This window comes from Bradyrhizobium sp. CCBAU 11434 (genome assembly GCF_028128895.1).
In the GTDB taxonomy this organism is placed as follows: Bacteria; Pseudomonadota; Alphaproteobacteria; order Rhizobiales; family Xanthobacteraceae; genus Bradyrhizobium; species Bradyrhizobium zhengyangense.
This window is the reverse complement of record NZ_LBJX01000100.1, coordinates 37,029-62,783: the sequence shown is the minus strand read 5'-3', so window position 1 is coordinate 62,783 and position 25,755 is coordinate 37,029. Positions and strand designations below refer to the sequence as shown.

Sequence of the window (25,755 nt, the reverse complement as noted above, 5' to 3'; positions counted from 1 at the left end):
GATGGACAAGCGGCCACACGCGCTCGTCACGGGCGCCAGCTCGGGGATTGGCGCAGCGATCGTCGAGCGCCTGCTGCGCGACGACTGGCGCGTCACCGGGATCAGCCGCCGGCCTGTCACGTTCGATCATCCGGCGTTCGAGCATTTGTCGCTCGATCTTGCAGAGGTCGATTCCATTGCCGCTGCCGTCGCCGATCTCGCGCCGACGGCGCTGGTTCATGCCGCTGGCCTGCTGAAGGTCGCCCCGCTCGGATCGCTCGACCATGACGACGGCGCTGCGATGTGGCGGCTACATGTCGATGTCGCCGAACGCCTCGCCGATGCGCTGGCGCCGCGCCTGCCGAAGGGCGGGCGCATCGTCTTCATCGGCAGCCGCACCGCATCGGGCGCAGCCGGCCGCGGTCAATATGCCGCAACGAAGGCGGCGCTGGTGGCGCTGGCGCGATCCTGGGCCAGCGAGCTCGCGCCACGCGGCATCACGGTGAATGTCGTCGCGCCCGCCGCGACCGAGACGCCGATGTTGAAGGACCCGACGCGCGCCACCATCGCGCCAAAGCTGCCGCCGATCGGCCGCTTCATTCAGCCGGAGGAAGTCGCGGCCGCCGTGGCATTCCTGCTCTCGGACGAAGCTGCCGCCATCACCGGGCAGCAGTTCGTGATCTGTGGCGGCAGCTCGCTTTAGACCAGGGCGCGTCCGCATTTGAGGGGCAGGTCGACCGATCTCCGGTCAACCTCCAAATACCGGACCAGAACTGGACATTCTCTTGAGGTCGCAATTGGCCAGCGTTCTTTACCTCGCGGTATCCGTATTTGACATCAAAGTTGGCGTTCTCCTAAAGGAGTGTATTATTCCAACAATTCAACTCTTGGGAGAGGATTTTGATGGCGTACATTCGCTCTCCCGAGGTCGGAATGTTTGTCGCTGGGGGTATGGCAATAATCGGCTTCTTAGCAGCCGGAAATTGGCTCAGGAGCGATGGCATCGCCGACGTAGTTGGCGAACCGACGAGAAATACCGAGCGTTTTGGCATAGCCGGATTTTGCCAATGATTGTCTGGTTAGGCGGCTCCCTCATCGTATTGGCGGCATACATTCAGGATTATCGCAATCAACTGATGCACGGCCCGTAGCGGTTTCGAATTGCTGATGAACTCTTCTAGCGACTGATCGTGGAGAAAGGAGATGTGGGCTGGCAAAGCACTTGGCTTGATCTTGGTTGCGGCTCTAGGCCTCGGGCTTCTATTCGGCGGATATCAAGACCCGAAAACGCTCTGCTACCCTGCGCTCGCACTCCTTTGGTTCGGAGTTTTCACACTTCGTCCCATCCACCCGTACGTGCTGGTCCTTTTGACGCTGTTGGCGACGCTGATTTCGGGCGCGCTTTATCGGATATTTAGTATTGGGCTAGATGCCTTGGTCTACTCGGCATTCTTCCTTTTCGTTTTCGTAGCCGCAATCGCCATTCCTTTTGGATTAACGTCAATTTCGGCTTACGTAAGGTCCAGAAAGCCATGACCAAAGAGTTCGCTTCGGGTCAAAACCTGTAAAGCTCAAACCACGTAGATGCTTTCCGCTCGGTCCTCCGGACCAGACATGGCCTCTATGAGTCCACGCCCCCTTCACGTCTCGTCGAGAACCTCGAACAATTCCTCGACCATGTCGAACGGGGCATCGCGGGTCTGGCTGTGGTAGATGACGCGGTCGCCATCGCGTTGCAGCGACTTCCCCTTGGACTTTCGCAGCCGTCCCGGCAGGAACGTCGCGGCCACCGCGCTTTGCCCGACGTCGAGGCGGATGATGCCGCGGCGCTTGCAATCCAGCCGCAGTCGCGCCGCCGCAAAGAAATCGCGGGCGGCCTGCGGCAACGGTCCGAAGCGGCGCGAGGTTTCCTCTTCGAGATCGTCGAGATCGTCCTCGCTGGCGCAGCGTGCGGCGCGGGCATAGAGCTCCAGCCGCACGGGGTTGGATTGCACGTAGCTCGGCGGCAGCATGTCCGCGATCGGCAGATTGAGGTCGGGTACCCACACCACGGACATGCCGTCATCGACCTTCTCCGAGGCCATCTTCAGGAGGTGGCTGTAGAGCACCGGGCCGAACACCTGGACGTGGCCGGATTGCTGCTCCGAGAACAGGTCGCCCGCGCCGCGTAGATCGAGGTCGCGCTCGCTGATGGCAAAGCCCGCGCCCGGCCGGCTGAACTCTTCCAGCACGGCGAGCCGCTTCTCTGATTGCCCCGAGGCCGACTCGGTCAGGAGATAGGCGAAGGCGCGGATGCCGCCACGCCCGACGCGCCCGCGCAGCTGGTGCAATTGGGCGAGACCGAAATTTTCCGGCCAGCACACCACGATGGTGTTGGCGCGCGGGATGTCGAGACCGCTCTCGACGATGTTGGTGGCCAGCAGCACGTCGGCCCTACCCTCGACGAAGGTCATCATGCGCTCGTCGATCTCATCGGCCGGCAATTTGCCGTGCAGGCAGACGATCTTCAGATCGGGCGCCACCGCCTGCACCCGCGCCAGCATCGGCTCGAGATCCTGGATGCGCGGGCAGATCAGAAAGCTCTGGCCGTGCCGCCGTTGCTCGCGCAGCAGGGCCGAGGCGATGGCAGCATCCGACAACGGCGCGATCTTGGTTGCGACCGGCAAACGATGCACTGGCGGCGAGGCGATGAGGCTGAGATCCCTGAAACCGGCAAGACCCGCGGCGAGCGTGCGCGGGATCGGCGTGGCGCTCATCCAGAGCGTATGTGCATTCTTGGCGAGCCCGGAGAGTTTTGCCTTCTCGGCCGCACCAAAATGCTGCTCCTCGTCGATGATGACAAGGCCGAGATCGTCAAACTTCACGTCCTTCGACGTGAGCGCCTGCGTGCCGACCACGATCTTGATCCGGCCGCTGCGCAGGCCTTCCCTGGTCTCGCGCACCTCGGCGCCCGAGGTGGCGCGCGACAGGCTGCCGACCTCGATTTCGAGGGGCGCGAAGCGCTTGCGGAAGGTCGCAACATGCTGCCGCGCCAGCACGGTCGTCGGCACCGCGATCGCGACCTGCTTGCCCGAAAGCACCACGGCCGCCGCCGCGCGCAGCGCCACCTCGGTCTTGCCGAAGCCGACGTCGCCGCAGATCACGCGGTCCATGGGATGGCCGGATGCGAGGTCGTCCAGAACGTCGTGGATCGCCTTGGCCTGATCGATGGTGGTGAAATAAGGAAAGCGCGCGACGAATTTTTCGTAAGGCGCCCCCGGCGGGACCAGCTTTTCTGCCTTGCGGCGCTTGCGCTGGCTGATGTGCTTGGCAAGCACCTTGCCGGCGGCCTGGATCTCCTGCTCGGCCGCGCTACGGCGCGCCCACCATGTGCTGCCATCGGCCTTGTCGAGCGCGAGCTTGCCCCGCTCGGTCGAATACGGCCACATCAGCGCCAGATCAGGCGGCGGCACGAGGACCGCATTGTCGCCGGCGAAGGACAGGCGGACCATCTCGCGCATGGCCCCGCCGCCGGTGTTGACGGTCTGAAGACCGTCTAGCACGCCGATGCCGCGCTGCAGATGCACTACCACCGTGCCCTGCTCCGGCACGTCGGCATGATCGAACGCCGCGCTCCAGCTTCGTGCCATCGGTTGCGGATGATGTGCGCGGCTGCCGAGCACGTCGGTCGCGGTCAGCACGACGGTTGGCTTCTTGCCTGGAATGACAAAGCCGCCATCGAGATCGGCGAGCAGCGCTACGTCGCGATGGCGCGCGTCCTCGGCCTCTGCCCAATCGGCGACGCGCTCCGTCTTGACGCCGCTCATCCGCTCCATCATGCGCAGGTCTTCCTCCTGCGCGGCGACGAAGATGAAGCGCGAGCCGACGCGCCTGATCTCTTCGACGAAGGCGCGCAGGGCCTTCCTGGCGGACGACAGTTTTGAGAATTCCGGCGTCGGCTGGAACGGAGAGATGCGCGCCAGCACTTTCATGCCGCGGGTCGCCTGCTTCCAGTCGCTGCGCGCCAGATATTCGCGCTCCCTGTCAGCGCGGCCGCCAGCCTCCTCGATCGTGCTCAACCAGGCATCGGCATGATCGGACACGCCGGCATCCGCAATCCACTTGGCCTTGCCGCAATAGTCGAACAGCGTCGCACGCCTGGCGCGCGCCCCTGATAGGGCTGTTCGTTCCGACATGGGATCGACGAGAAGCTCTTTTGTCTCGAAGATGATGTCGTGCTGTTGCGGGTCGAACGCCACGATCCGCTTGATGGCGCGCCCGGAATGCTCCACCCGGAACGGCCCCAGCGCTCCGGCCGGAAAGATCTCGAAAGTCTGGCCGTGAAACAGCGCACCGCCCGGGTAATCCGGCTCGTCGTCGAGATCGTAGCCCAGCTCTTCCAGGCGGGCGCGAAGCTCGCCCTCGGAAAACGTGCCGCCGACCTTCAAATCCGTGTTCAGGCGCAACAGGTTCGCCGCGGGCGGCAGGCGCTCCATCACGGCTTCGGCTGTGGAGATGAGGAAGATCGGCTGTTTGGCTTTCGCCAGGCGCCGCAGCACCGAGGCACGACGGCCCGCGATCTCGCGCGATGGTTCCAACTGGTCGAACGGCAGAGTATTCAGCCGCGGAAACACCAGGACCTCGCAGGACGGGTCCAGCGCATGAATGATACTGCCGAGTCGCTCCGCCCTGTTCTCGCTCTCGGCGAGGAACGCGAGACCGCCGCGGCCGGACTCTTTCCATTGTGCCAGCAGATGCAGCGCCATCATGCCCAGCGGCGACGACGAGGAGATCGTGGCGCGCTGCGCGCCCTTGCTCGGCTTCGGCGAAGACTTGGCTGGCGTGCGCCTGCTTGTCGGGCTCTTTGCGAGCGCGCGCTTCTTGGGCGAACTCTTGACTGCCGCTTTCTTGATTGCTGCGTTCTTGGCTGGCCGCAATGGCTTGGAATGACGCACGTGAATCCGTTTCTCGTCGTAAGCAATCGTCAATGCCAGGCGCCACCGAGCTCATGTTGATTCGGTTGCGAATGGTCATGCATATGGGATGGGGCGCACGAACATGCGCCTCTCCACCAACCTCGTGCGACGCAGAGGTCGCCGGCAAACGCACAATGCGCGAGGATGAGCCGCCAGTCGTCTAGCAGACGCGCCGGCCGATTTCCACTCTTGTGATCACGTCGCGGCTAAATGATGCCGCTCTGCCGCAGCGCTGCAATCGCGGCCTTGTCATAGCCGAGTTCCGCGAGCACGGAATCAGTGTGTTCGCCAAGCGTCGGCGGACGCGATGCGATTTCGCCGGGCGTTTCCGAGAGCCTGACGGCAGCGCGCGCAACCGGCGCCTGCTTCGGCAAGCCGGGATAGTCGACGTCCTGCAAGAAGCCGGCGGCGCGAATGTGCGGATGATCCAGCGCCTGCTGCGGGCTTAAGACCGGCCCGGTCGGTATCATCGCCTTGCCGAGCGTGTCGACAGCCTCCTGCGTGGTGCGCATCGCGCACCAGCGCGCCATGCGCTCGCTGATGACAGGGCCGTTGTTGCCGCGGCTGATGTCGTCGGCAAAGCGCGGATCGTTCAGCCAAAGCTCCTCCTCGCCCATCAGCTTCGCCCAGCGCTTGAACAGCGGATGACCCGTGACCTGGCACAGCACCCAGCCATCTTTGGTGCGATAGATATCCGCAGGCGCGGCGGTCTGGCCGAGATTGCCTGTCGGAACGCGGTTGACGTTGATGACCGCCTGCTCGATCAGCGTCGCATTGGTGAAGGACAGAGCGGTCGCCAGCAGCGCGCCCTCGACGATCTGCCCGCGTCCGGATTTGCCGCGCTCGATCAGCGCGGCAAGCGTCCCGAAGGCGCAATGCAGCGCGGTGCCGAAATCCACCCAGTTCACCGCGGCCCGATACGGCGGATCGCCGGCACCGGTCATGTAGACCGAGCCCGACATGACCTGGCCGACGCCATCAAAGCCGACGCGGTCGGACCAGGGGCCCGGCCCGCCGAACGCTGTCGCCGTCGTCAGGATGATGTCCGGCTTGATCGCCTTGAGCTGCTCATAGTCGAGCTTCATCGCGCGCAGGGTCTGCGGTGGCAGATTGGCGACGACGACGTCCGCGGTCGCGATCAGCTTGCGCATCACCTCCTGCCCTTCGTCCGTCATCGGATCGAGCGTGATGCACTTCTTGTTGCGGTTGATCTGAAGAAACAGCGCGCCCTCGCCGCCGTCGCCGACCGGCGCCACGAAGCGGTCCTCGCTGCCGTCGCGCTTCTCCACGCGAATGACTTCGGCCCCGAACTCGGCCAGCAATGTCGCGCAATATGGCCCCGCGATATAGCGCCCGAAATCGAGGACGCGCACGCCGTCCAGAACTCCCCCCATCGGCCTCATTCCTTATGTCTTTCCCGGCAGATTACAGGGAATGGGTGCCGCGGCAAGGTGGCAGCCCACAACCGGCCTCGCTCTCAAGATGTGATCGGGCAACCCGTTTCGGCTGGCGGAAATTCTGCTCTAGTATGGAGCCAGCAGTCCCTCCAGCCGGAAGCGCACACCCATGCCGCAACAATTCGATCGATCCGCAGAAGATCTCGGCAACGCCATCCATTTCGAGCACGTCAACATCACGGTTCCGGATCAGCGCCTCGCCACGCTGTTCTACGTCACGGGCCTCGGGCTGACCCGCGATCCCTATCTGATGGTCTCAGACACCAACATGTGGATCAACGCCGGTCGGAGCCAGTTTCACCTGCCGCAGGGCAAGCCACAGGTGCTGCGCGGCCATACCGGGCTCGTCATCGAAGGACGCGAGGCGCTGCTGGCGCGACTGGCCTCGGTCAAGAGCAAGCTCGAAGGCACGGCCTTCGCCTACGCCGAGCACAATGATTATGTCGAGGCGACCTGCCCCTGGGGCAACCGCATTCGCGTCCATGAACCCGACGCGGCGCGCTTCGGGCGCATCACGATCGGCATCCCCTATGTCGAGTTCGATGTGCCGGTGGGATCGGCGCAGGCGATCTGCGCCTTCTATCCAGAAATCATGGGCATGCCCGCGGACTTGCGCAACGGTGACGGCAAGGTTGCCGCGGTGCAGACCGGCCGCGACCAGCACCTCTTGTTCCGCGAGACCGACCGGCCGCAGCCCGGCTATGACGGCCACCATGTGCAGATGTACATCACCGATTTCTCGGGCCCCTATCGCAAGCTGCTGGCGCGCGATTTGATCTCGCGCGAGGACAATCAGTACCAGTACCGTTTCTGCGACATCGTCGATCTCGACAGCGGCAAGCCTCTCTTCACGGTCGAGCACGAGGTGCGCAGCGCGACGCACCCGATGTTCATGCGACCGCTGGTCAATCGCAACCCCGCCGTCAACAACCGCAACTACGCCTACGGCCACGACCAGGCGTCGTGGGCGATGGGGCCGGATCAATACGAGGGTTAGGGAGCAACCTGGCTGGGGCGGGAGGGATCGAACCTCCGCCGCCAAAGGCGCTAACCATTGCTGAGGATGCGCTACACTCTTGGGAGACAGTGCGCAAAGTGCCTGCATGGCGCTCAAAGACGCGGTCTGCCTCGGAGATGCGCTCGGCCCGCAGCGTGGTCACATCGAACTGAATCTCCCATTCAGGCGTCGACCGTCATTGCCGCCTTCCAGGCAGCAAGGCCCTCACGACTTCTCCTCTGGCCCATACCGACGAATGCCCGCGGTCGTTCGGCTGTTCGCTATCGAAGCGATGAGCCGGACCGCGCGAGTCACGGCAAAAACAGCAAAACTGATCCATGCGGACAAATTCTCGCATAACCCGCTCGGGCCGCGGCGTCCGCTCCCAAGAGCAGTAGCGTTGGCAAACGATCTTCGGCCGTAAGCTAGCCTGCCGGCCTCTTTGAGCAATTTGACGGCCGTTTCGATGCTCGGCGCTCTCTTGACCCAGATTTCCAACGAGTTGACGCTACGGGGCGGACTAATATACTAGTGTTCCAATTCTAAGATGGGAGGAAAGCTTGGACCGACGCACGGCGCGCGATCGCGGTCGCCAAGGCGGCCGTCCAATCAGCTCCGCACCCGCCGAGGCCGACGCAATTCTGTTGAGGCGCAATACCATCGCAGAGCAGATCCATGCCCTCCTGCGCCGCGACATCATCTGCGGTCGCCTGCCGCCACGCGCCGGCCTAACCGATCAGGAATTGGTCCAACGTTTTCGCGTATCGCGAACGCCAATCCGGGAGGCCATGATCAAGCTCGCTGATGAAGGCCTGGTCGAGATATTTCCGCAATATGGCTCGTTCGTCGCACCGATCAAACTCGCCGAGGTCTTGGACAGCCAATTCGTTCGCGAGACGCTGGAATGCGCCGCGGTCGAAAAGGCGGTCGCGCAGATGGATTCCAGGCAGGCCGATGACCTGAAGGCTCTTCTGGATCGCCAGCGCGCATTGCAGCGAAGCGGCGACGAGGAGGGCTTTATCCGCGCCGACGAGGCCATGCATGCCCGGATTTTTTCGATCGCCGGCCATCCGACAGCCTGGCAGTTTGTGGCCGGTGCCAAGGCACAGATGGATCGCGTGCGCTATCTCGCTATGACGATCCTGCACAAACAACCATCTGTCATCGCCCAGCACGCCCTCATCATCGACGGGCTCTGCGCCCGGGATCGCGAGGGCGCTGTCGCGGCCATGCGCACCCACACGCGGGGAATTCTGAAGACCATCGAGATTCTCAAGGGTGGGAAGTACGACTATTTCGCCGAAGAGGACGGAAATCTGCAGCCGCGGCGCGAAGCACTCGATCAAGAAGCCCGGAAGCGGCCGCGGAAAGTACAAGCCGACAACTTACCATAAGCATCGCGCAAGACGTTGCGCGCCAATTCAAAAGGGAGAGAGAACGGCCATGACATTTGCACCTACTCGCCGCAACGTCGTCGCGGGCCTCGCCGGCTCGTTCGCCTTCAACGGTCGCGCTTTCGCGGCGTCTCCGCCGCTGCCGTCCTCCCCCGTTTCCTTGAACATCGTCGACGTTGCCGGCAACCTGGCTTTGACGCAGAAGGCGATCGAGGCCTACCGCGCCAAGAAGCCCAGTCTCGTCTCCAAGATCACCTTTACCAAGGCGCCGGCGCCGGAGCTGCCCGGCAAAATCAAGGCGCAACAGGACGCTGGCCGGGTCGACATTGACGGCGTGCTGACCGGCATCGATGCGCTCTCAGCGGGAGTCGACCAGAACCTCTGGATTCCGACCGTGAAGGACTACGCGGACAAGCTGCCGAAGCTCGACGATATCTATCTGCCGGGCGCGCGCGCCATGCAGGGGCTCGCGGCCAATCAGGGCGTTTGCATTGTGTTCTGTCCGGCAGGCCCCGTGATGGAATACATGCCCGAGAAGGTGAAGCAGGTGCCGGGCACGGCCGAGGAGTTGCTGGCCTGGGCCAAGGCCAATCCCAACCGATTCATGTACGCACGTCCCGCCAACTCGGGTCCGGGCCGCGTATTCATGATGGGGCTTCCCTACATCCTCGGGGACAAAGACCCGAAGGATCCAAAGGACGGCTGGGACAAGACATGGTCGTTCCTCAAGGAGCTTGGGCAAAACGTCGAATATTATCCCGCGGGTACGGGCGCGGTGATGAAGGAGCTCGGCGAAGGTTCGCGCGACATGATCCCCTCACAGATGGGCTGGGACATCAACCCGCGTGCGCTCGGCGTTGTGCCGAAAGAAGCAAAGGTCTTCTTCCTGAAAGGCTTCCACTGGATTCTCGACGCCCACTATCTGTGTATCCCCAAGGGCGTCAGCCCTGACAAGCTCGCGGTGCTGCTCGATCTCCTCAACTATCTGCTCGGCAAAGACGCGCAGGCCACCACCTACGACACCGGCTACTTTTATCCGGGACCGGCAGTGAAGGATGTCACGCTGGCGATGGCGCCACAGGACAGCCAAGACGTCATCAAGGAATTCGGTCGCGCGGAATATGAGGCCGCGATCACTGGCAACCCACAGGAGCTGCCGCTGACACCCGATAAGCTCGTCTACGCCTTCGGTCGCTGGGATGAGCAGATCGGCGCCCAAAAGAAGAAATGACGCGGGGTGGCCTGCCTTTATGGCCCTCAGATGAGAGCAGCCTGGTTCTCCTGGAGTTCTTGATACATGTCGATTGCAGGACGTGACTTCCGCGAGCTCCGGCTGGAGGACCTGAATCGCAGCTTTGGCATGCTGAACGCCCTCAAGGGCGTCAGCCTGAGCGTCAAACGGGGCGAGTTCATTGCACTCCTCGGCCCGTCCGGATGCGGCAAGTCGACCGCACTCAACTGCCTCGCAGGCCTGCTCACGCTGAGCGGCGGCAGCATCTGGCTCGACCAGACCCGGATCGACCGGCTCAAGCCGGAAGAGCGCGGCTTCGGCATGGTGTTCCAGAACTATGCGCTGTTTCCGCATATGACAGTCCGCCGCAACATCGGCTTCGGGCTCACAATGCAACGCAGGCCAAAGGAGGAGATCGCGCGCAAGGTCGAGGAAGCCCTTGCCATCGTCCGCCTCGGCCAGCAGGGCGACAAGCTGCCGGGTCAGCTTTCGGGCGGTCAGCAACAACGCGTGGCGATCGCACGTGCCATCGTGATCGAACCGCCGCTGGTCTTGATGGATGAGCCGCTGTCCAACCTGGATGCAAAGCTTCGACTGGAAATGCGCTCGGAGATCCGCCGCATCCATGACCTGATCGGCTCGGCCACCATCTATGTCACCCACGACCAGGAGGAGGCGCTTTCGCTGGCCGACCGGATCGTCGTGATGCGCGACGGCACGGTGCGCCAGGTCGGCACGCCGGCGGAGCTCTACGGCCGGCCGGCGCATGCCGATGTTGCGGAGTTCATGGGTTATCGCAACGTGCTGCCCGCGCGCGTGCTCGACGGCGGCGGCAGCGGTTGCATTCAGGTGTCTGTCGGCGGCGCTGCGCTCAAAGGGATGGCCATCGAACAACGCCCCGCCGATCAGGCGATCGTTGCCGTTCGGCCCGACGATCTCAGGCCCGCCAGCGACGGGCCAGTAGCCGCGATTGTGGAGAGCGCGCAGTACCACGGACGCGAGTTCTACTGCTCCGGACGTGCAAGCGACGGTACCGAGCTCTATTTCTGCTCACCGCAACCAGTACGGAAGGGCGAGCGGGTGCTCCTGGCCGCCGATCCGACCCGCGTGCTGATTTATGCGGGCACATCATGACCCATACTTCCGATCGACTGGCGCGCGCCACGCAAGAGAGTACTCATGAACGCACTCCCTGGCGCGTCCGGCTTGCGCTCCATGACATCGACGGCATCACCCTTCTGGTGGTGCCTGCGGTGCTTTTTGTGCTCGGTCTCTTCGTCTATCCGTTCCTCTATGGTTTGGTGTTGTCATTCAAGCCGCGTGCCGGGGACTTCCTTGCCAACTACAGAAAATTCTTCTCCGACCCGTTCCTCTATGACACTATTTACGCGACATTGCGGCTCGCGCTGCCGGCGACCATCATCAACGTACTGGTTTCGATTCCGGTCGCGCTTCGCGTGCGCAAGCTGCACCGCCGCCGGCTGTTGACGACAATCCTCGTCATCCCGATCACGCTCGGCACGGTGCTGATCGCCGAGGGCCTGCTCAATTATCTCGGTCCGCAGGGCTGGCTGAATCGCACGCTGATGCTGTTGGGCGTGATCAGCGCGCCGCTGCGGCTCGTGCACAACTACACCGGCGTGATGATCTCCCTGATTCTGTCCGGCTTCCCCTTCACCTTTCTGCTGACCCTCTCTTATATCACCGGGATCGATGCCTCGCTCGAGCAGGCCGCCGCAACGCTCGGGGCCACGGCCCGAGCGCGCTTCCGCCATATTGTGCTGCCGCTGCTGGTGCAGGGGCTCGCTGTCAACTTCTGCCTCTCCTTCGTTCAAACGTTTTCAGTGTTTCCGTCGGCGGTGCTGCTGGGGGCGCCGGCCGGCGATACAAGAGTGATCTCGATCGCTGCCTATCAGGCTGCCTACGAGCAGTACGACGCGTCCATGGCCGCGACGATCGCAATGATCATGGGCTTCGTGCAACTCACCGTCGTCGTGCTGGCACTCGCGGGGCGAAACCTGTTCTACCGTGGCGCGGCGGGTGGCGGAAAGGGCTAAAGGGCAATGGGCCAGGACAAGACCATCTCCGAGCGACTGTGGGCCGTGGCGATCTGGGCAGCCGTTATCTTCTTCATCATCAACTTCATGGCGATGATTGCGACGGTCGTGATCAACTCCTTCGGCACGCGATGGCTCGGAACGTGGTTGCCGGCCGGCTACACGACTCGCTGGTACCGCTCGGCGTGGGACGAATTTCAGCTCGGTGATGTGTTGATCACCACGTTCCAGGTAGTTGGCGCTGTGGTGCTGTTATCAGGGCTGTTCGGCGTGCCCGCAGCCTATGCGCTGGCCCGCCGCAACTTCCCCGGCAAGCAGCTCGTCATGCTGTTGTTTCTGCTCCCCCTGATGATCCCGCCGATCACGTTCGGCATTCCGCTCGCGACCGTGCTCTATCGGCTCGGCGTCGGCGGAACATTTTGGGGCGTCATCATTGCCAACCTCGTGCCGACAGTGCCTTTCGTCATCCTGGTGATGATCCCCTTTATCGAGCAAATCGACCCGCGTATCGAGTCCGCGGCCCGCGTGTTCGGCGCCGGGACGGGGCAGCTGTTTGTTTACGTCCTGGTTCCGCTGCTCGCACCGGGCATTCTGGCAGCGCTGCTACTGGTACTGGTACGCACGATTGCGATGTTCGAGTTGACTTTTTTTACCGCCGGGCCCGATAGCCAGACGCTGGTTGTCGCGCTTTACTACGCCGTCTATGCAGCCGGCGTGAGGGCGGGCCAGTCGATCGACGCGATGGCGGTCATCTACATGATCACCACGCTGATCTGGCTGCTGATCGCGCTACGTTTCGTCGATCCCACCCAGATGGTCGCCCGCGCTAAGCAGGAAGCAGCGAGGTAAGATGACAAAAAAATTCCGCCGCGCTGTTGCGAGTGCGCCGCGGGCTTCGCGCTAAGTGGGTCCGGGCCTCCGAATGACGGAATCAAAATCAGTTTGATAATTCAACGATTTCAAGGGGCGTTTGGAAGAAGGCCGAAAAGTCCCCTCTTCTGAGCCAAGATCCTCTCATCGTGGATCAACCGTTGACAGCGAAAATCCAACCGCGAGCGCGTCTGGGGCGGTGGGTAAATCTTGGGCAAGTCATTGCCAAGTCGACCACGAGGCCAGCCAAGCAGCGCCCTCATTGAGCTAACTCAAGCTGGTCCGACGATCTCAGGCTATTCAAGACATTCGATCGGACCGTTGAGATATGGCGCCTAACAATGCGTGGCCCCGCAGTATTTGCTATCGCCGCCTTGCTTACGCTTGCTGCAGGCGGATATATCTACTGGACGCAAGTGATGGCGGTGCAGACCCCTGTCGGGCTTGCGACCGCCAACGGCCGCATCGAAGTGACGCGCGTCGACATCGCCTCCAAATTGCCCGGGCGGGTGGCGCAAGTCCGCGTCAAGGAAGGTGATGCCGTTGAGAAGGGCGAGCTGATCGCCGCGCTCGATACCACGGAGCTGCGCGCACAGCTTGCCGGCGCCAAGGCCGCGGTTCAGCGCGCCGCAGCCTCCATCACCCATGCCGAGGCCGACATCAATATCCGCAAGGCGGAGTACGACTTGGCCGAGATCGAGACGCAGCGCGCGACGCGTCTTGAGCAGACGTCCGCCGGAACCAGGGCCGATCTCGAACGGCGCCGCGCACAAAGCCTCGTCGCCGCCGCACAAATCGAGGGTGCGCGCGCGGCGATGGTCGAAGCCAATGCGGCCAGGGAGGCCGCCGATGCCCAGGTCGCGCAGATCGAGGCGACGCTCAGCGATTCCGAACTGCACACGCCGGTGTCGGGCCGTGTCGAGTACAAGCTGGTGCAGGCCGGCGAAGTGGTCGCGGCAGGCGGTCGTGTGGTCACTATCCTCGATCTCTCCGACGTCTACATGACCGTCTTCCTGCCGACCGGCGAGAGCGGCCGGATCGCACTCGGCTCGCAGGCGCGCATCGTGCTCGACTCGGTTCCGAACGCCGTGTTCCCTGCCACTGTCTCCTTCGTCGCTGCCGAGGCGCAGTTCACGCCGAAGACGGTCGAGACGCAGAACGAGCGGCAGAAGCTGATGTACCGCGTCAAGCTCTCCATCGACCCGAAGCTGCTCGACACCTACCGGGACTATGTCAAAGCCGGCCTCAGCGGCAACGCCTATGTCCAGGTGACTCCGAACGCGACTTGGCCCGCCTGGCTTGCCATCCGGCTGCCCAATGTCGCCGGCTGAGCCTTTCGCCGTTGAAGTCAGCGAGGTCGCCTACCGCTACGGCAAGGTAACGGCGCTGGCCGACATCGGCCTGTCCGTCCGCGCCGGCAGCGCCACGGCGCTGGTCGGGCCTGACGGCGTCGGCAAATCGACCCTGCTCGCGCTGATCGCCGGCGTCCGCCGCTTGCAGGCGGGCAGCATCCGGACACTGGGCGGCGACATCGCTTCGCGCGCCCACCGCGACGACATCATGGCGCGCATCGCCTACATGCCGCAGGGCCTCGGGCGCAATCTCTATCCGAGCCTATCGGTCGCCGAGAACATCGATTATTTCGGCCGCCTGTTCGGCCAGTCGGCGACCGAGCGCGCGGCTCGCATCAAGCAATTGTTGAGAGCGACCGGCCTTGCTCCGTTTCCCGACCGGCCGGCCGGCAATCTCTCGGGCGGCATGAAGCAGAAGCTGTCGCTGTGCTGCACGCTGATCCACGATCCCGACCTGCTCATCCTCGACGAACCGACCACCGGCGTCGACCCCCTGTCGCGGCGACAGTTCTGGCGGCTGATCGACGACATTCGCGCCCAGCGTCCGCAGCTCACAGTGCTGGTCTCGACCGCCTATATGGAGGAAGCCGAGCGCTTCGATCACGTCGTCGCCATCGACGCCGGCCGCGTGCTGGCGCAGGGCGCTCCGTCCGAGCTCCTCAAGCAGACCGGAACCCAGCACTTCGAACAGGCCTATATCGCGCTACACGGCGGCAGCGTCGCACCTGAGATGGTGCCCATCGCGCCTTTGCCACCGAGCGCTGACGACACGCCGGCCATCGTGGCCGAGGGGCTGACGCGCCGGTTCGGCGACTTCGTCGCCGTCGATCATGTCAGCTTCAGCATCCGGCGTGGCGAGATCTTCGGGTTCCTCGGCTCGAACGGCTGCGGCAAGACCACGACGATGAAGATGCTCACCGGCCTGTTGGACATCAGCGACGGACGCGCCGAACTGCTCGGACGTCCCGTCGAGGCGGGCGACCTCGCCACGCGCCTGCGCGTCGGCTACATGTCCCAGGGCTTCTCGCTCTACGAGGAGCTGACAGTCCGCCAAAATCTCGAGCTGCATGCGCGCCTCTATCGTATTGCGGAAGCGGAGGTGAAGCAGGTTGCCGATCGGGCCCTGGAACATTTCGGCCTGGTCGAGGCGGCAAGCAGCAAGCCGCCGAGCCTGCCGCTCGGCATGCGGCAGCGGCTGCAGCTTGCTGCGGCATGCCTGCATCGCCCCGAGGTGATGATCCTCGACGAGCCGACCTCCGGGGTCGATCCCGCCGCGCGCGACATGTTCTGGCGCCTGCTTGGCGAGTTGTCCCGCCGCGACGGCGTGACCATCTTCGTGTCGACGCATTTCATGAACGAGGCCGAGCGCTGCGATCGCGTTTCCCTCATGCACGCCGGCAAGGTGCTTGCTGTCGGCACGCCAAAAGAGCTGCGGCAGGCCAGGAACACGGCCAGCCTGGAGGACGCGTTCATCGCCTATCTCGAAGAGGCCGATCCCGACGGGACGGTCGACGAAGGGGCGCACGCCGTCTGGACGACGTCGGCGGCAGCCCGTCCGCTGCCGAATGACAGCCTGCGGGCATCGCTGCGCCGCATGTGGGCATTCAGCTACCGCGAGATGCGCGAACTGCTACGCGACTGGGTACGACTGGGCTTTGCGCTGCTCGGTCCGCTGCTGCTGCTTCTGACCTTTGGATACGGCATCACCTTCGACGTGGAGAACCTGTCTTTCGCCGTGCTCGATCGCGACCACAGCGCCGACAGCCGGCAACTGGTCGAGAGCTTCGCCGCCTCGCGCTATTTCAGACAGATGACGCCCCTGCACAGCGAGACGGAGGTCGATCGTCGTCTGCGCGCCGGCGACCTGCGCCTGGTGATCGACATCCCGCCCGGCTACGGCCGCGATCTCGTCGCCGGCCGCCAGCCCGAGGTCGCCTTCTTCCTCGACGGTGCGACGCCCTTCCACGCCGAGACGACGCGCAACTACGTGGACGGCATCGTGCTCTCCTATGTCGAGGACCTCGCGCGCCGCACCCGCGGCGCTGTGCCGAAGCTCGTGGCGGCCTCGCTCGAGCCGCGTTTTCGCTATAACCAGGATTTCCGCAGCGTGTTTGCGCTCACGCCGGGACTGGTCATGATCTTCATGGTGCTCTTCCCGTCAATGCTCGCCGCCCTCGGCGTGGTGCGCGAGCGCGAGCTCGGATCGATCACCAATCTCTACGCCTCGCCGGCGACGGTCGCGGAGTTCCTGCTCGGCAAGCAGCTGCCCTACATTCTCTTCAGCTGCGCGAGTTTCGTCAGCCTCTTGGTGCTGGCGAGCCTTGCCTTCGGCGTAATCGTCAAGGGCTCGGTTGCCGCGCTCGCGCTGGGCGGCCTGCTCTATATCTTCGCCTCTACTGCCTTCGGCATTCTCGTGTCCGTCTTCGTGCGCAGCCAGGTGGCTGCGATCATCGTCACCGCCATCGTCAGCACCGTCCCGGCGATCAATTTCTCCGGCTACCTCTACCCGGCCGCCGCCCTGCAGGGCAGCGGTCGATTCATCGGCATGAGCTTTCCCTCGCTCTGGTTCCAGAACATTTCACTGGGCACCATCACCAAGGCGCGCAGCTTCGTCGAACTCTATCCGAACCATCTCATCCTGCTCGCCTTCGGTCTTGCCTATCTCGTGGCCGCGAGCCTCTTGTTGCGCAAACAGGACGGCTGAAATGACCCGCTGGCTCTCCAACGTGTTCCGCCTCGGCGTCAAGGAGCTTGCGAGTCTCGCAAGTGACGTGGTGCTGGCCTTCTTCGTGGTCTATTCCTTCTCGTTCAGCGTCTATAGCGAATCGACGGGGATCACGACCGAGGTCAACAACGCACCGATCGCCATCGTCGATTCCGATCGTTCGGTGCTGTCCACCCGCATCGCCGACGCGCTACTGCAGCCCTATTTCCGCCGTCCGGTCCCGGTCGACCGTTCTGCCGTCGACCGCCTCATGGATGAAGGCCAGTATGCCTTCGTGCTCGACATCCCGCCACGGTTCCAGGCCGATGTGCTGAACGGGCGCGATCCGGCGGTGCAACTCAACATCGACGCCACGGCCATGACACAGGCGGCAGTCGGCGCCGGCTACGTGTCCTCGATCCTGCAGCAGGAAACGACGAACTACGTGCATTCCCGCGGCATCGCGCGCGAACTCCCGCTGCGCAGCGTCGAACGCGCCTTCTTCAATCCGAACCTGGAAGGCTTCTGGCACATGGCGATCAATGCGCTGGTGGAGAACCTGACGATGCTGACCATCCTGCTGGTCGGCGCGGCGGTCATTCGCGAGCGCGAGCGTGGCACCATCGAGCACCTCCTGGTCATGCCTGTCCGCGCGCACGAGATCGCCGTCGGAAAGATCTGGGCCAACGCGCTGGTGGTGGCATTCTTCGGCACGCTCTCGCTGCTTGTCGTGATCAAGGGCATATTGCACGTGCCGATCGCGGGCTCGATCCCGCTATTCGTCTCCGGCATGGTGATCTATCTCTTCGCCATCGCCTCGCTCGGCATCCTTCTCGCGACCATCGCCAACACCATGCCGCAGTTCGCGCTGCTCGCGATCCCGGTGTTCCTCATCCTCAACATGCTGTCGGGCGGGGCCTCTCCGCTCGAAGCCATGCCGCAGCCGCTCCAGGTCGCGATTCAGATTTCGCCGGCCGTGCATTTCGTGCAGTTCACGCAGTCGGTGTTGTGTCGGGGCGCCAGCATCGACCAGGTCTGGCCGCATCTCGCCGCGATTGTCGGGCTTGGCGCAATCTTCCTGGCGGCCGCACTTGCCCGATTCCGCCGGATGCTGGCGCGGGCGCAGTAGATCCTGGGAGCTGGCTGGGGCGGGAGGGTACTGAGCCAGATTTCCGCCGGTGGCCAACGCAGCTACACACCTGAAAACACTGAAGAAAATCGGACGACACTGCGGATGTGTAGCACCCGCGTGCTTCATCATCAACTGCGGCAAATGTCCGCGCTAGAATATGACCGGTGACGCACAGTAGGCTCCAGGCTACAGGCTCGCTGCCTCGGAGATGGTCACCACGTCGGTGGAAACGGCGGCTGAGCACAAGGGCGTAAAACCGAAGGAGCGGCACTCCGAGTGCGCGAGACCAGTGCACAGGCGATCGCTCGCCACCTTTGACTGATAGGCTTCGCCGAGCACGCTGCTACTCGAAGCAGGTGCCGCGGAAGGCGGCGGCCTGCACCGGGGTCAGATGGCTGCGCAGCTCGATCCGGATCAGATCGATGACGGCATCGCCCAGCTCGGCCTGTTCGATCAGCCGCCACACCGCGCGCCCCACCTCGCCGTCGCGAATGCCCTGCTCTCGCACCGAGGCCTTGCGCAGCTGGCGCTTGCCAATAGCCATCCGGCGGCGCGTAGCTTTGAGGCGTTCCTCGATAATCTCGACCCGGCTGCGCGGCAGCTCGCGCGGTTCGGTATCTTTGATGATAGCGGTATGTCTGGGCGCGGGGCGCGGGAAGGAAGACATCGAGAGCTCCTATGCGATTGATCGGTTACTGGAGCGCCTCATTATCCAGCTGGAGCAGCAAATCACCAGGGTGTCATTTGGGGCGCCGATGCCCGGACCAAATTCTCTCCTGGTAGCGGGAGGATCTGCCCACCCGGCCACCTCGGGCTTCGGCACGGGAGCAAGGGCCGGCCGCTTGGAAGCGGCTCGAGCCGATATCCGGTGGCCCGGAAACCGGCGGCCTTGCCCTCCCAAGGTTTTCTCGCCGCTGCATAGCGGATGGCCTTTCGGCTTGCTGCCGAGGCGGTTACCTTGCCCGGCATCGAGACACGGAGCGCGCTTCATCTATACGTCGGGTTCTTCATGGTCAGCTCCCTCGGCTTCGATATGGGTCTAGTGCAACGCTCGCGTGGGGGCGACGCGCAACGCCATTCCGCCTACGTGTGCGGCGGCAAGGCGCGGCTCGCCGACGGCTCGATCGTCGATTATTCAGGACGAAATGACGTTGTGGCCACCTTCATCGTGAAGCCGAAAGGCACGCCGGCCTGGGCTGCTGATCCCACGGAATTGTGGAAGCGCGCGGTTGCGGCCGAGAAGCGGGCGGATGCCCAAGAGGCCCGTCTCTTCGAGTTGACGATCCCGCGTTCCATCCCAAGACGGCACTGGTCGGAGCTTGCGCGACACGTAAGCAGCGCGTTCGCGGTTCACGGTATGATCGTGCAGGTCGGCATCCACTGCCCGATGGCATCCGACGGGGCGTTCAATCCGCACGTGCACTTTATGGTCACGATGCGTGAAATCATGGATGGAGAGTTTTCGCGCAGGAAGGCTCGCCACTGGAATAAGATTTTCCACGGTGCTGCCAAAGCCTTCCGCTCCAAGATTGCGGAGATGTTGAACGAGTTTTGCCGCATCAAGGGCGTGGACTGCCAAGTCGACCATCGCTCAAACGCCGAACGGGGATTGCCCCCGGCCGAAGTGCGCCTGCCGCACTGGCACATTCAGTACTACAAGCGCACCGGCAAGAGGACCCGCGCGATGGAGCAGCGCGACAAGGAGCGTGCAGCTCGGGCAGAACTCGCGCGCTTGGAGGCCGAATGCGCTGAACTCGAGCGCGAACTCCAGGTAGCCCGCGCGGAAGCCGAAGCAGTCTCTGTCAAAGATACGGTCCCGACCGCTCAGCGACAAGTGCCCCGCTTCCCGTTCGGGATCGCTAAGCCCGCGACGTATCGCCGTAAAACGGAAGCTGAAACGGCCGAGATATCAGTTCGGAGTGCGACAGGTTGTATTCTGCCTAGTTCGAGATACGGACCCTAAGGGCTGTTTCCAGGCGGAGGGCTGTTGGTCCGATCGCTCGCGCAAAATCATTCGGCGAGGTGACTAGTGGGTTGAGACTAAGCCGTTACGCCAAAATGAGCGCGGCGCAACGGGGCGTAGCAAGTTGTCCTCGGCGCGCAGTTCCTCCTGGACTCCCGTAGCATTTTGCGGACCGATCAGCGTCGAAACCCAATTCGGTCTTCGGCGGTAAGTTTCTGCCGACGAGAGTTGCCGTCTTTCCATCGTTCGTCCGCCGGCGCGCGCCTAGGGATGACAGACTAGATGCTGTCGATCCGTGTCAGTCAAATGTCAGCTACCAACTGCCATAATGGAGCACACTGTAATCAGCTAGAACGTTCATACGTCTAGTTAAACCCGCGTCCGAGAACGCCAACTAGCAAGAGTGCATGTAATGAAAGAAGCGCTCGCAAGAATTGCGCCCGGCGCAAAGCTCAGCGCGGCGATGACAGCGATACTTGTCGCCTTTTGGATCTCGCCAGCTGCAGCCCTCAGCGACGAAGATTGGGATACCTGCGCCCGTTCCGCTGACCTATCTTCTGATCGCCCCATACGAGGATGCACGGCGATCATCTCCGCGGGCGAGCGGATTCTCGCCCAATTGGTCGCGGCTTACAACAATCGTGGACTTGCGTTCAGGGCGAATGGAGATTTGGACCGCGCCATAGAGGACTATGATCAGGCCATTCGCCTGATGCCCGACCACTATATCGCCATTAACAATCGCGGCGTGGCGTTGATGGCCAAGGGCGAGTTAGATCGCGCGATCACGGATTTTGATCAGGCGATTCGGCTGAAATCGGACTACCTCGCAGCGGTTGGTGCTCGAGCAGCGGCTTATAGCCGCAAAGGCATGTTCGATCGTGCTATCGCCGACCTCGACGTGGTCATCAAAGCAGATCCCAAAAACCAGGCTCTTATCCGCGAGCGCGGCACAATAAAGGCAAAAATCGGCGACGGGATCGGCGCGGAAACGGATTTTCGCCGAGCAGATGCCCTTGGCTCCGGCAATACCGCCCCAGTTCGCCCGAAATGATGTGCGCCCCCGATCTGGCACGGAGGTCGAGGGATCGGCAAGTTTCACGTATAGGGGATGTCGATCACGCCAAATTCCGAGACCGGCACGATCCAATAGACGATCCTTGATCCAAGGAAGGCCGCCTTCAGTCGTTCGAGCAACTGAGCCGCGGCTTGTCTCTCAAGGATCATTCGCACTATCAACTCGTCGGCATGTCCTTTGACCCGCTCGGCTGATGTCTGCAATCGTACATCGGGACCGTGTCCCGCTGCGTCCGATGCGGTGAAACCGGAAACGAGATCGCGTTGTTCGCTCAGATAGTCGAACAACTCGTCCCGGAGTGATCGGCCGGCGATCAGCGTTAGGCAGACAAATTCGGCGCTCATTTGGCACCCTTCACAATTCCACCAAACCGGCGATAGAGGATTGGCAGAAGGATCAGCGTTAAAGCCGTCGACGACAACAGGCCGCCGGTCACCACGATCGCGAGAGGCCGCTGGATCTCTGATCCCGGGCCGGTCGCAAACAACAGAGGGATCAAGCCCAAAGCCGTGATGCTCGCCGTCATCAGGACCGGCCTGAGCCTGCGCTGGGCGCCGTCGATGACAATGCGCCCCTCCGGGACGCCATGAGCGCGTAGCTGGTTGAAATAGGAGACCAGCACGACGCCGTTGAGCACCGCAATTCCAAGCAGCGCAATGAACCCAACGGACGCCGGAACCGAAAGGTATTCGCCGGCAAGCACCAGGGCAAACACGCCACCAATCACGGCGAACGGAATATTGACGAGGACCAACAGCGCTTGCCGGATCGAGCCGAAGGTCGTGAAGAGCAGCACAAAGATCAGCCCGATCGCCACTGGCACCACAATCGAGAGGCGCGCCGCCGCACGTTGCTGATTCTCGAACTGACCGCCCCAGGTTAGCCTGTACCCCCCAGGCAAGGGCAATTCCGTGGCGACCTTCTGCCGGGCAGCCTCAACGAAGCCGACCATGTCGCGACCGCGAACGTTGGCTCGTACAACGCTCATCCTATTCCCGTTCTCGCGATTGACCACAACGGGACCGTCGACCCGTTGAATGCGGGCGACTTGTGAGAGCGCCACATGCTGACCCGAGGCAAGGGTTAGCGGCAGACTGGCCAGCAACGTCGGCGCCTCGCGCGTCGCTTCACTGCCGCGAACGAGGATGGGGGTACGGCGCCCCTCTTCCAGCACAGTGCCGACGGTGCGTCCCTCGATCTGGGTGCGCAACGAATTGGAGATGGCATCCACCGTCAGGCCGAGCCGTCCCGCCTCCATCCGATTAACGGCGACCGTGTAATATTGGGCACCCTCGTTGATGGTGGTGTAGACATCCTCGGCGCCGTCGATGCTGGACAAGATGGCGGACAGCTTGCTCGCAATCTCATTGAGCTTTGCGATATCAGATCCAAAGATCTTCACCGCGACATCGCCGCGCACGCCGCTGATCATCTCCTGCACGCGCATGTCGATCGGCTGTGTAAAGCTGAGCGATAGTCCCGGGAAATTGCCGAGCACCTGCCGCAGCTCTTCAATCAGAGCGGATTTGTCGACCGTCTTTCGCTCTGCTGCTGGCTTCAGAACCAGGAACGTGTCGGTCTGGTTGGGTCCCATCGGGTCAAGCCCGAGCTCGTCGGACCCGGTTCGGGCCACGATACTTTTGACGTCAGGGACCTTCGCGAGAATGGCCGATTGAAGTCTGGCATTGATCGCGATCATTTCATCGAGATTGATCGATGGCAGCGCCTCGACGCTGACGATCGTGTCACCTTCGTCCATCGTCGGCATAAACGTCTTGCCGAGCTGGGTATATGCATATCCGGCAGCGACAAGGGCCGCGACTGCCGCGATGACTACCTTGCGCTCGTTTTTCAGCGCCCACGCAAGTGCGGGCGCATAGAGCCGAGACGCAAGTCGGATCAACCACGGTTCTTGATGCGACGTCGCTTTGAGGAGAAATGACGTTGCTACGGGAATGACCGTGAGCGCCAAGAGCAGCGAGCCGCCGAGCGCAAAGATGATCGCGAGCGCCACAGGGATGAATAACTTCCCTTCAAGCCCCTCCAGCGTCAGCAGCGGCACGAATACCATCATGATAATCAGCACGCCCGAGGCGACCGGCTGGAGTACCTCGGAGACAGAGCGGTAGATGATATGAACTAGCGGCGTGGCCTTTCCCTGCGGTTCCTTACTCAGATTTCCGACGACGTTCTCGACAACCACCACCAGGGCGTCGATCAGCATGCCGATGGCGATCGCAAGGCCGCCCAGGCTCATCAGGTTTGCCGACATGCCGACCATTCGCATGACAATAAGGGCGATCACGATCGCGAGCGGCAGGCTTAGGGCGATCACCAGGGAGGCGCGCCAGTTGCCGAGAAATAGCAGGAGGAGGACGACGACAAGGACGGTTGCTTCGCCAAGTGCGCGGATAACGGTGCCAACCGCGCGGTCAACCAGCCGGCCACGGTCGTAAAATACTTGGATACTCACACTTTGAGGGAGTGATTGCTTAATCTCGTCGAGGCGAGCCTGCACGTCGGCCACGAGTTGACGCGCATTGGCGCCTCGCAGACCAAGCACGAGGCCTTCTACCGTTTCACCGTGGCCATCCGCAGTGACAGCACCGTACCGTGTCAGCGCGCCCAATTGGACACGGGCAATGTCCCTGACCCGGATCGGAACCCCATCTTTGGTATCGACGACGATTTGCCTGATGTCGTCGATGGTCCGAATGCTGCCTTCGATACGCACAAGAGCGCTGTCTTCGCCCTGGTTGACACGGCCTGCGCCGTCATTGCGGCTGTTCGTCTCGATCGCCCGCCGAAACATCTCGTAGGAAATGCCGCGGGCTGCAAGCGCATCGCTTAGCGGGACGATCTCAAAAGCCCGGACATAACCTCCGAGCGCATTGACGTCGGCCACTCCTGGCACCGTCCGTAGCGCCGGGCGGATCACCCAATCGAGCAGACTCCGCCGCTCGGCCAGCGAAAGTTCCGCACTTTCGATGGTGAACATGAACATTTCGCCGAGCGGGCTGGTGATCGGGGCGAGCCCACCTGCTACCCCATCTGGTAAGTCACGGGTGATGTTGGCCAAGCGTTCGGACACTTGGTTGCGTGCCCAGTAGATGTCGGTGCCATCCTCAAAATCGACCGTGACGTCGGCGAGCGCGTATTTGGTGGTGGAGCGCAGGATCTTCTTGTTTGGCAACCCAAGCAGCTCAAGTTCGATCGGCACGGTGACCCGCTGTTCCACCTCCTCCGGGGTGAGACCCGGCGCCTTCATGATGACCTTGACCTGGACGGGCGAAACATCCGGAAAGGCGTCGATGGGCAGGCTAGGCAACATAACCAGTCCGGCGCCGATCAATAGGAGCACGCCAAGAGCCACGAACAGCCGCTGAGAAAGCGCAAAGGCGACAAGTCGTTCGAGCACTAGCCTGCTCCCAGCTTCAGCAGGATACCGCGGAGCGCGGAGATACCACTGACGGCAACTTCGTCGTTGTCCGTGATGGCGCCAGAGATCACGACATGATCTTGGTCCTCCTCAAGCAGCGTGACCGGCACCAGGCGGAAGCCGCCCTTCATTGCCACGAATACAGAAGCTTGCTCGCCGCGGCGGAACAGCGCGCTGTAAGGGAGTTCCCAAGCGTTCTCCCGCTTAGAGGCAAAGGAGATGCGAGCCGCAGCAGTTTGACCAGGCCGCAAATCGCCCGAATTTGGTAACTCTGCCCGGACCAGCACGGTTTGCGTAGCCGGATCGGTCGTTTCAGAAACCAGCACCACCTGGCCTGGAGTTTCGTAGCCATCGACCTCCACCCTTGCGCCTTGTCGAATGGCCTTGATGTTCGATGCCGGAACCGCGATCTCGACCCATAGTGGAGAAAGCTGTGCGATCTTGATCAATGGCGCCGACTGCTCCACGCGTTGGCCGGGAGAAACGGCAATATCGATCACCGTCGCCGGCCGCGGAGCGGCAACCGTAAGGGTCGCGCTGATCGCGGCTTCGTTGGTCAGTCTTGAGATTGTCTCATCTGAGAGGCCACTGAGACGAAGCATCTGACGGCGCTCCGCGACCGCAATGCTCGCCTGCCGTGCCTCCGCCTGGCTCGCCTCAAGAACACGCTGTGCTACCGCATTGCCTTGGAAGAGCTGGGTGTTGCGGTTGAGTTGCTGTTTAACCAGGACTTCCTGCGCCACGGCATGCAAATAGTCGCGCTGCTGCGACACGAAGCCCTGGCTCTCCATGATGGCGAGCGGCTGCCCAGCGGCGACGCGGTCCCCTCGCGCCACCGAAAGATTGGTGACCATGCCAGCCACGGGAGCGCTAACGACCCACAATTGCGGTGTGGGAACGACGATCTGGGCTGGATAAGGAAGTGTCTTGTCGGTTGGACTCGCAACAGGATGAACGACACGAACTCCCAAGCTTGTTGCCTGCTCAGGGCTGAGTTTCACTCCATCCTCGGCCATCGACATAGAAGGCACAGCCAGAAACGCCGCTACCATCAGGGTGCGGGTGCCGCTGCTCCACAAGCGCGCTGTTAAACTCCGATGCATTGCCAAGATCCTATTGCAGCGATCGAGACCGGAGATCTGGCCGT

The 25,755-nt window shown here is 62.7% G+C and carries 19 protein-coding genes; 13 read left to right on the top strand and 6 right to left on the bottom strand.

Features of this window, described 5'->3' with window-relative positions; genetic code table 11:
* Position 1 precedes the first annotated feature (1 nt).
* A complete protein-coding gene (locus XI06_RS32745; RefSeq protein ID WP_237889497.1) occupies positions 2–682 on the top strand; it encodes an SDR family NAD(P)-dependent oxidoreductase in 681 nt (226 codons plus the stop codon).
* 937 nt (positions 683–1,619) lie between these two features.
* Here the strand turns inward: XI06_RS32745 and XI06_RS32740 are convergent.
* Entirely contained in the window at positions 1,620–4,727 is a 3,108-nt protein-coding gene (locus tag XI06_RS32740; RefSeq protein WP_333909384.1) for a DEAD/DEAH box helicase, read from the bottom strand.
* On the opposite strand from XI06_RS32740, the gene XI06_RS43610 reads away from it, so the two are divergent.
* Entirely contained in the window at positions 4,726–4,908 is a 183-nt protein-coding gene (locus tag XI06_RS43610) for a hypothetical protein (protein WP_333909383.1), read from the top strand. The two genes, XI06_RS32740 and XI06_RS43610, sit on opposite strands and share 2 nt — an antisense overlap.
* Before the next feature lie 232 nt (positions 4,909–5,140).
* Here the strand turns inward: XI06_RS43610 and XI06_RS32735 are convergent, their stop codons facing one another.
* Positions 5,141–6,328: a CaiB/BaiF CoA transferase family protein gene (locus tag XI06_RS32735; RefSeq protein ID WP_271607274.1), complete on the bottom strand. Its 1,188-nt coding sequence runs from the start codon at positions 6,326–6,328 to the stop codon at positions 5,141–5,143.
* Between the two features lie 172 nt (positions 6,329–6,500).
* On the opposite strand from XI06_RS32735, the gene XI06_RS32730 reads away from it, so the two are divergent.
* From XI06_RS32730 to XI06_RS32690, 9 genes are all read left to right on the top strand, one after another.
* Positions 6,501–7,388: a VOC family protein gene (locus tag XI06_RS32730; protein WP_271607273.1), complete on the top strand. Its 888-nt coding sequence runs from the start codon at positions 6,501–6,503 to the stop codon at positions 7,386–7,388.
* Between the two features lie 560 nt (positions 7,389–7,948).
* A complete protein-coding gene (locus XI06_RS32725) occupies positions 7,949–8,782 on the top strand; it encodes a GntR family transcriptional regulator (protein ID WP_237863514.1) in 834 nt (277 codons plus the stop codon).
* Positions 8,783–8,831: 49 nt separating this feature from the next.
* Positions 8,832–10,013, top strand: a complete 1,182-nt coding sequence (locus tag XI06_RS32720) for an extracellular solute-binding protein (RefSeq protein ID WP_237863513.1) — start codon at positions 8,832–8,834, stop codon at positions 10,011–10,013.
* A gap of 66 nt (positions 10,014–10,079) precedes the next feature.
* Positions 10,080–11,147, top strand: a complete 1,068-nt coding sequence (locus XI06_RS32715) for an ABC transporter ATP-binding protein (protein ID WP_237863512.1) — start codon at positions 10,080–10,082, stop codon at positions 11,145–11,147.
* A complete protein-coding gene (locus XI06_RS32710) occupies positions 11,144–12,070 on the top strand; it encodes an ABC transporter permease (protein ID WP_237863511.1) in 927 nt (308 codons plus the stop codon). Before XI06_RS32715 ends, XI06_RS32710 begins: the two co-directional genes overlap by 4 nt.
* Before the next feature lie 6 nt (positions 12,071–12,076).
* On the top strand, positions 12,077–12,919 hold the full coding sequence (locus XI06_RS32705) for an ABC transporter permease (RefSeq protein WP_237863510.1): 843 nt from the start codon (positions 12,077–12,079) through the stop codon (positions 12,917–12,919).
* A 440-nt stretch (positions 12,920–13,359) separates the two neighbouring features.
* A complete protein-coding gene (locus tag XI06_RS32700; RefSeq protein ID WP_237863509.1) occupies positions 13,360–14,271 on the top strand; it encodes an HlyD family secretion protein in 912 nt (303 codons plus the stop codon).
* The gene (gene rbbA, locus XI06_RS32695; RefSeq protein ID WP_237863508.1) at positions 14,258–16,996 is read left to right on the top strand and encodes a ribosome-associated ATPase/putative transporter RbbA; all 2,739 of its coding nucleotides are present in this window, start codon (positions 14,258–14,260) and stop codon (positions 16,994–16,996) included. Before XI06_RS32700 ends, rbbA begins: the two co-directional genes overlap by 14 nt.
* Position 16,997: 1 nt before the next feature.
* A complete protein-coding gene (locus tag XI06_RS32690; protein WP_237863507.1) occupies positions 16,998–18,125 on the top strand; it encodes an ABC transporter permease in 1,128 nt (375 codons plus the stop codon).
* A 346-nt stretch (positions 18,126–18,471) separates the two neighbouring features.
* Here XI06_RS32690 and XI06_RS32685 read toward each other — a convergent pair whose 3' ends face one another.
* Positions 18,472–18,795 carry a hypothetical protein gene (locus XI06_RS32685; RefSeq protein WP_271607272.1) on the bottom strand — a complete coding sequence of 108 codons (324 nt, stop codon included), beginning with the start codon at positions 18,793–18,795 and terminating at the stop codon, positions 18,472–18,474.
* Between the two features lie 258 nt (positions 18,796–19,053).
* On the opposite strand from XI06_RS32685, the gene XI06_RS32680 reads away from it, so the two are divergent.
* On the top strand, positions 19,054–20,091 hold the full coding sequence (locus tag XI06_RS32680) for a MobA/MobL family protein (protein ID WP_271607271.1): 1,038 nt from the start codon (positions 19,054–19,056) through the stop codon (positions 20,089–20,091).
* A gap of 412 nt (positions 20,092–20,503) precedes the next feature.
* Positions 20,504–21,145, top strand: a complete 642-nt coding sequence (locus tag XI06_RS32675; protein WP_271607270.1) for a tetratricopeptide repeat protein — start codon at positions 20,504–20,506, stop codon at positions 21,143–21,145.
* A 44-nt stretch (positions 21,146–21,189) separates the two neighbouring features.
* Here the strand turns inward: XI06_RS32675 and XI06_RS32670 are convergent, their stop codons facing one another.
* The 3 genes from XI06_RS32670 to XI06_RS32660 are packed head-to-tail and all read right to left on the bottom strand — an operon-like array spanning position 21,190 to position 25,660.
* Positions 21,190–21,513: a DUF3240 family protein gene (locus XI06_RS32670; protein ID WP_271607269.1), complete on the bottom strand. Its 324-nt coding sequence runs from the start codon at positions 21,511–21,513 to the stop codon at positions 21,190–21,192.
* On the bottom strand, positions 21,510–24,587 hold the full coding sequence (locus XI06_RS32665; protein WP_271607268.1) for an efflux RND transporter permease subunit: 3,078 nt from the start codon (positions 24,585–24,587) through the stop codon (positions 21,510–21,512). The genes XI06_RS32670 and XI06_RS32665 overlap by 4 nt, the downstream gene beginning before the upstream one ends.
* On the bottom strand, positions 24,587–25,660 hold the full coding sequence (locus XI06_RS32660) for an efflux RND transporter periplasmic adaptor subunit (RefSeq protein WP_271607344.1): 1,074 nt from the start codon (positions 25,658–25,660) through the stop codon (positions 24,587–24,589). The genes XI06_RS32665 and XI06_RS32660 overlap by 1 nt, the downstream gene beginning before the upstream one ends.
* Between the last annotated feature and the right edge of the window lie 95 nt (positions 25,661–25,755).

Excerpts from the sequence above, each read along its gene's own strand:
- XI06_RS32715 (WP_237863512.1), top strand. The coding sequence starts at position 10,080 with ATGTCGATTGCAGGACGTGACTTCCGCGAGCTCCGGCTGGAGGACCTG.
- XI06_RS32735 (WP_271607274.1), bottom strand. The coding sequence starts at position 6,328 with ATGGGGGGAGTTCTGGACGGCGTGCGCGTCCTCGATTTCGGGCGCTAT.
- XI06_RS43610 (WP_333909383.1), top strand. The coding sequence starts at position 4,726 with ATGCCCAGCGGCGACGACGAGGAGATCGTGGCGCGCTGCGCGCCCTTG.
- XI06_RS32745 (WP_237889497.1), top strand. The coding sequence starts at position 2 with ATGGACAAGCGGCCACACGCGCTCGTCACGGGCGCCAGCTCGGGGATT.
- XI06_RS32675 (WP_271607270.1), top strand. The coding sequence starts at position 20,504 with ATGAAAGAAGCGCTCGCAAGAATTGCGCCCGGCGCAAAGCTCAGCGCG.
- XI06_RS32720 (WP_237863513.1), top strand. The coding sequence starts at position 8,832 with ATGACATTTGCACCTACTCGCCGCAACGTCGTCGCGGGCCTCGCCGGC.
- XI06_RS32690 (WP_237863507.1), top strand. The coding sequence starts at position 16,998 with ATGACCCGCTGGCTCTCCAACGTGTTCCGCCTCGGCGTCAAGGAGCTT.
- XI06_RS32670 (WP_271607269.1), bottom strand. The coding sequence starts at position 21,513 with ATGAGCGCCGAATTTGTCTGCCTAACGCTGATCGCCGGCCGATCACTC.
- XI06_RS32700 (WP_237863509.1), top strand. The coding sequence starts at position 13,360 with ATGGCGGTGCAGACCCCTGTCGGGCTTGCGACCGCCAACGGCCGCATC.
- XI06_RS32730 (WP_271607273.1), top strand. The coding sequence starts at position 6,501 with ATGCCGCAACAATTCGATCGATCCGCAGAAGATCTCGGCAACGCCATC.
- XI06_RS32710 (WP_237863511.1), top strand. The coding sequence starts at position 11,144 with ATGACCCATACTTCCGATCGACTGGCGCGCGCCACGCAAGAGAGTACT.
- XI06_RS32660 (WP_271607344.1), bottom strand. The coding sequence starts at position 25,660 with ATGGTAGCGGCGTTTCTGGCTGTGCCTTCTATGTCGATGGCCGAGGAT.
- rbbA (WP_237863508.1), top strand. The coding sequence starts at position 14,258 with ATGTCGCCGGCTGAGCCTTTCGCCGTTGAAGTCAGCGAGGTCGCCTAC.
- XI06_RS32705 (WP_237863510.1), top strand. The coding sequence starts at position 12,077 with ATGGGCCAGGACAAGACCATCTCCGAGCGACTGTGGGCCGTGGCGATC.
- XI06_RS32740 (WP_333909384.1), bottom strand. The coding sequence starts at position 4,727 with ATGATGGCGCTGCATCTGCTGGCACAATGGAAAGAGTCCGGCCGCGGC.
- XI06_RS32685 (WP_271607272.1), bottom strand. The coding sequence starts at position 18,795 with ATGTCTTCCTTCCCGCGCCCCGCGCCCAGACATACCGCTATCATCAAA.
- XI06_RS32680 (WP_271607271.1), top strand. The coding sequence starts at position 19,054 with ATGGCCTTTCGGCTTGCTGCCGAGGCGGTTACCTTGCCCGGCATCGAG.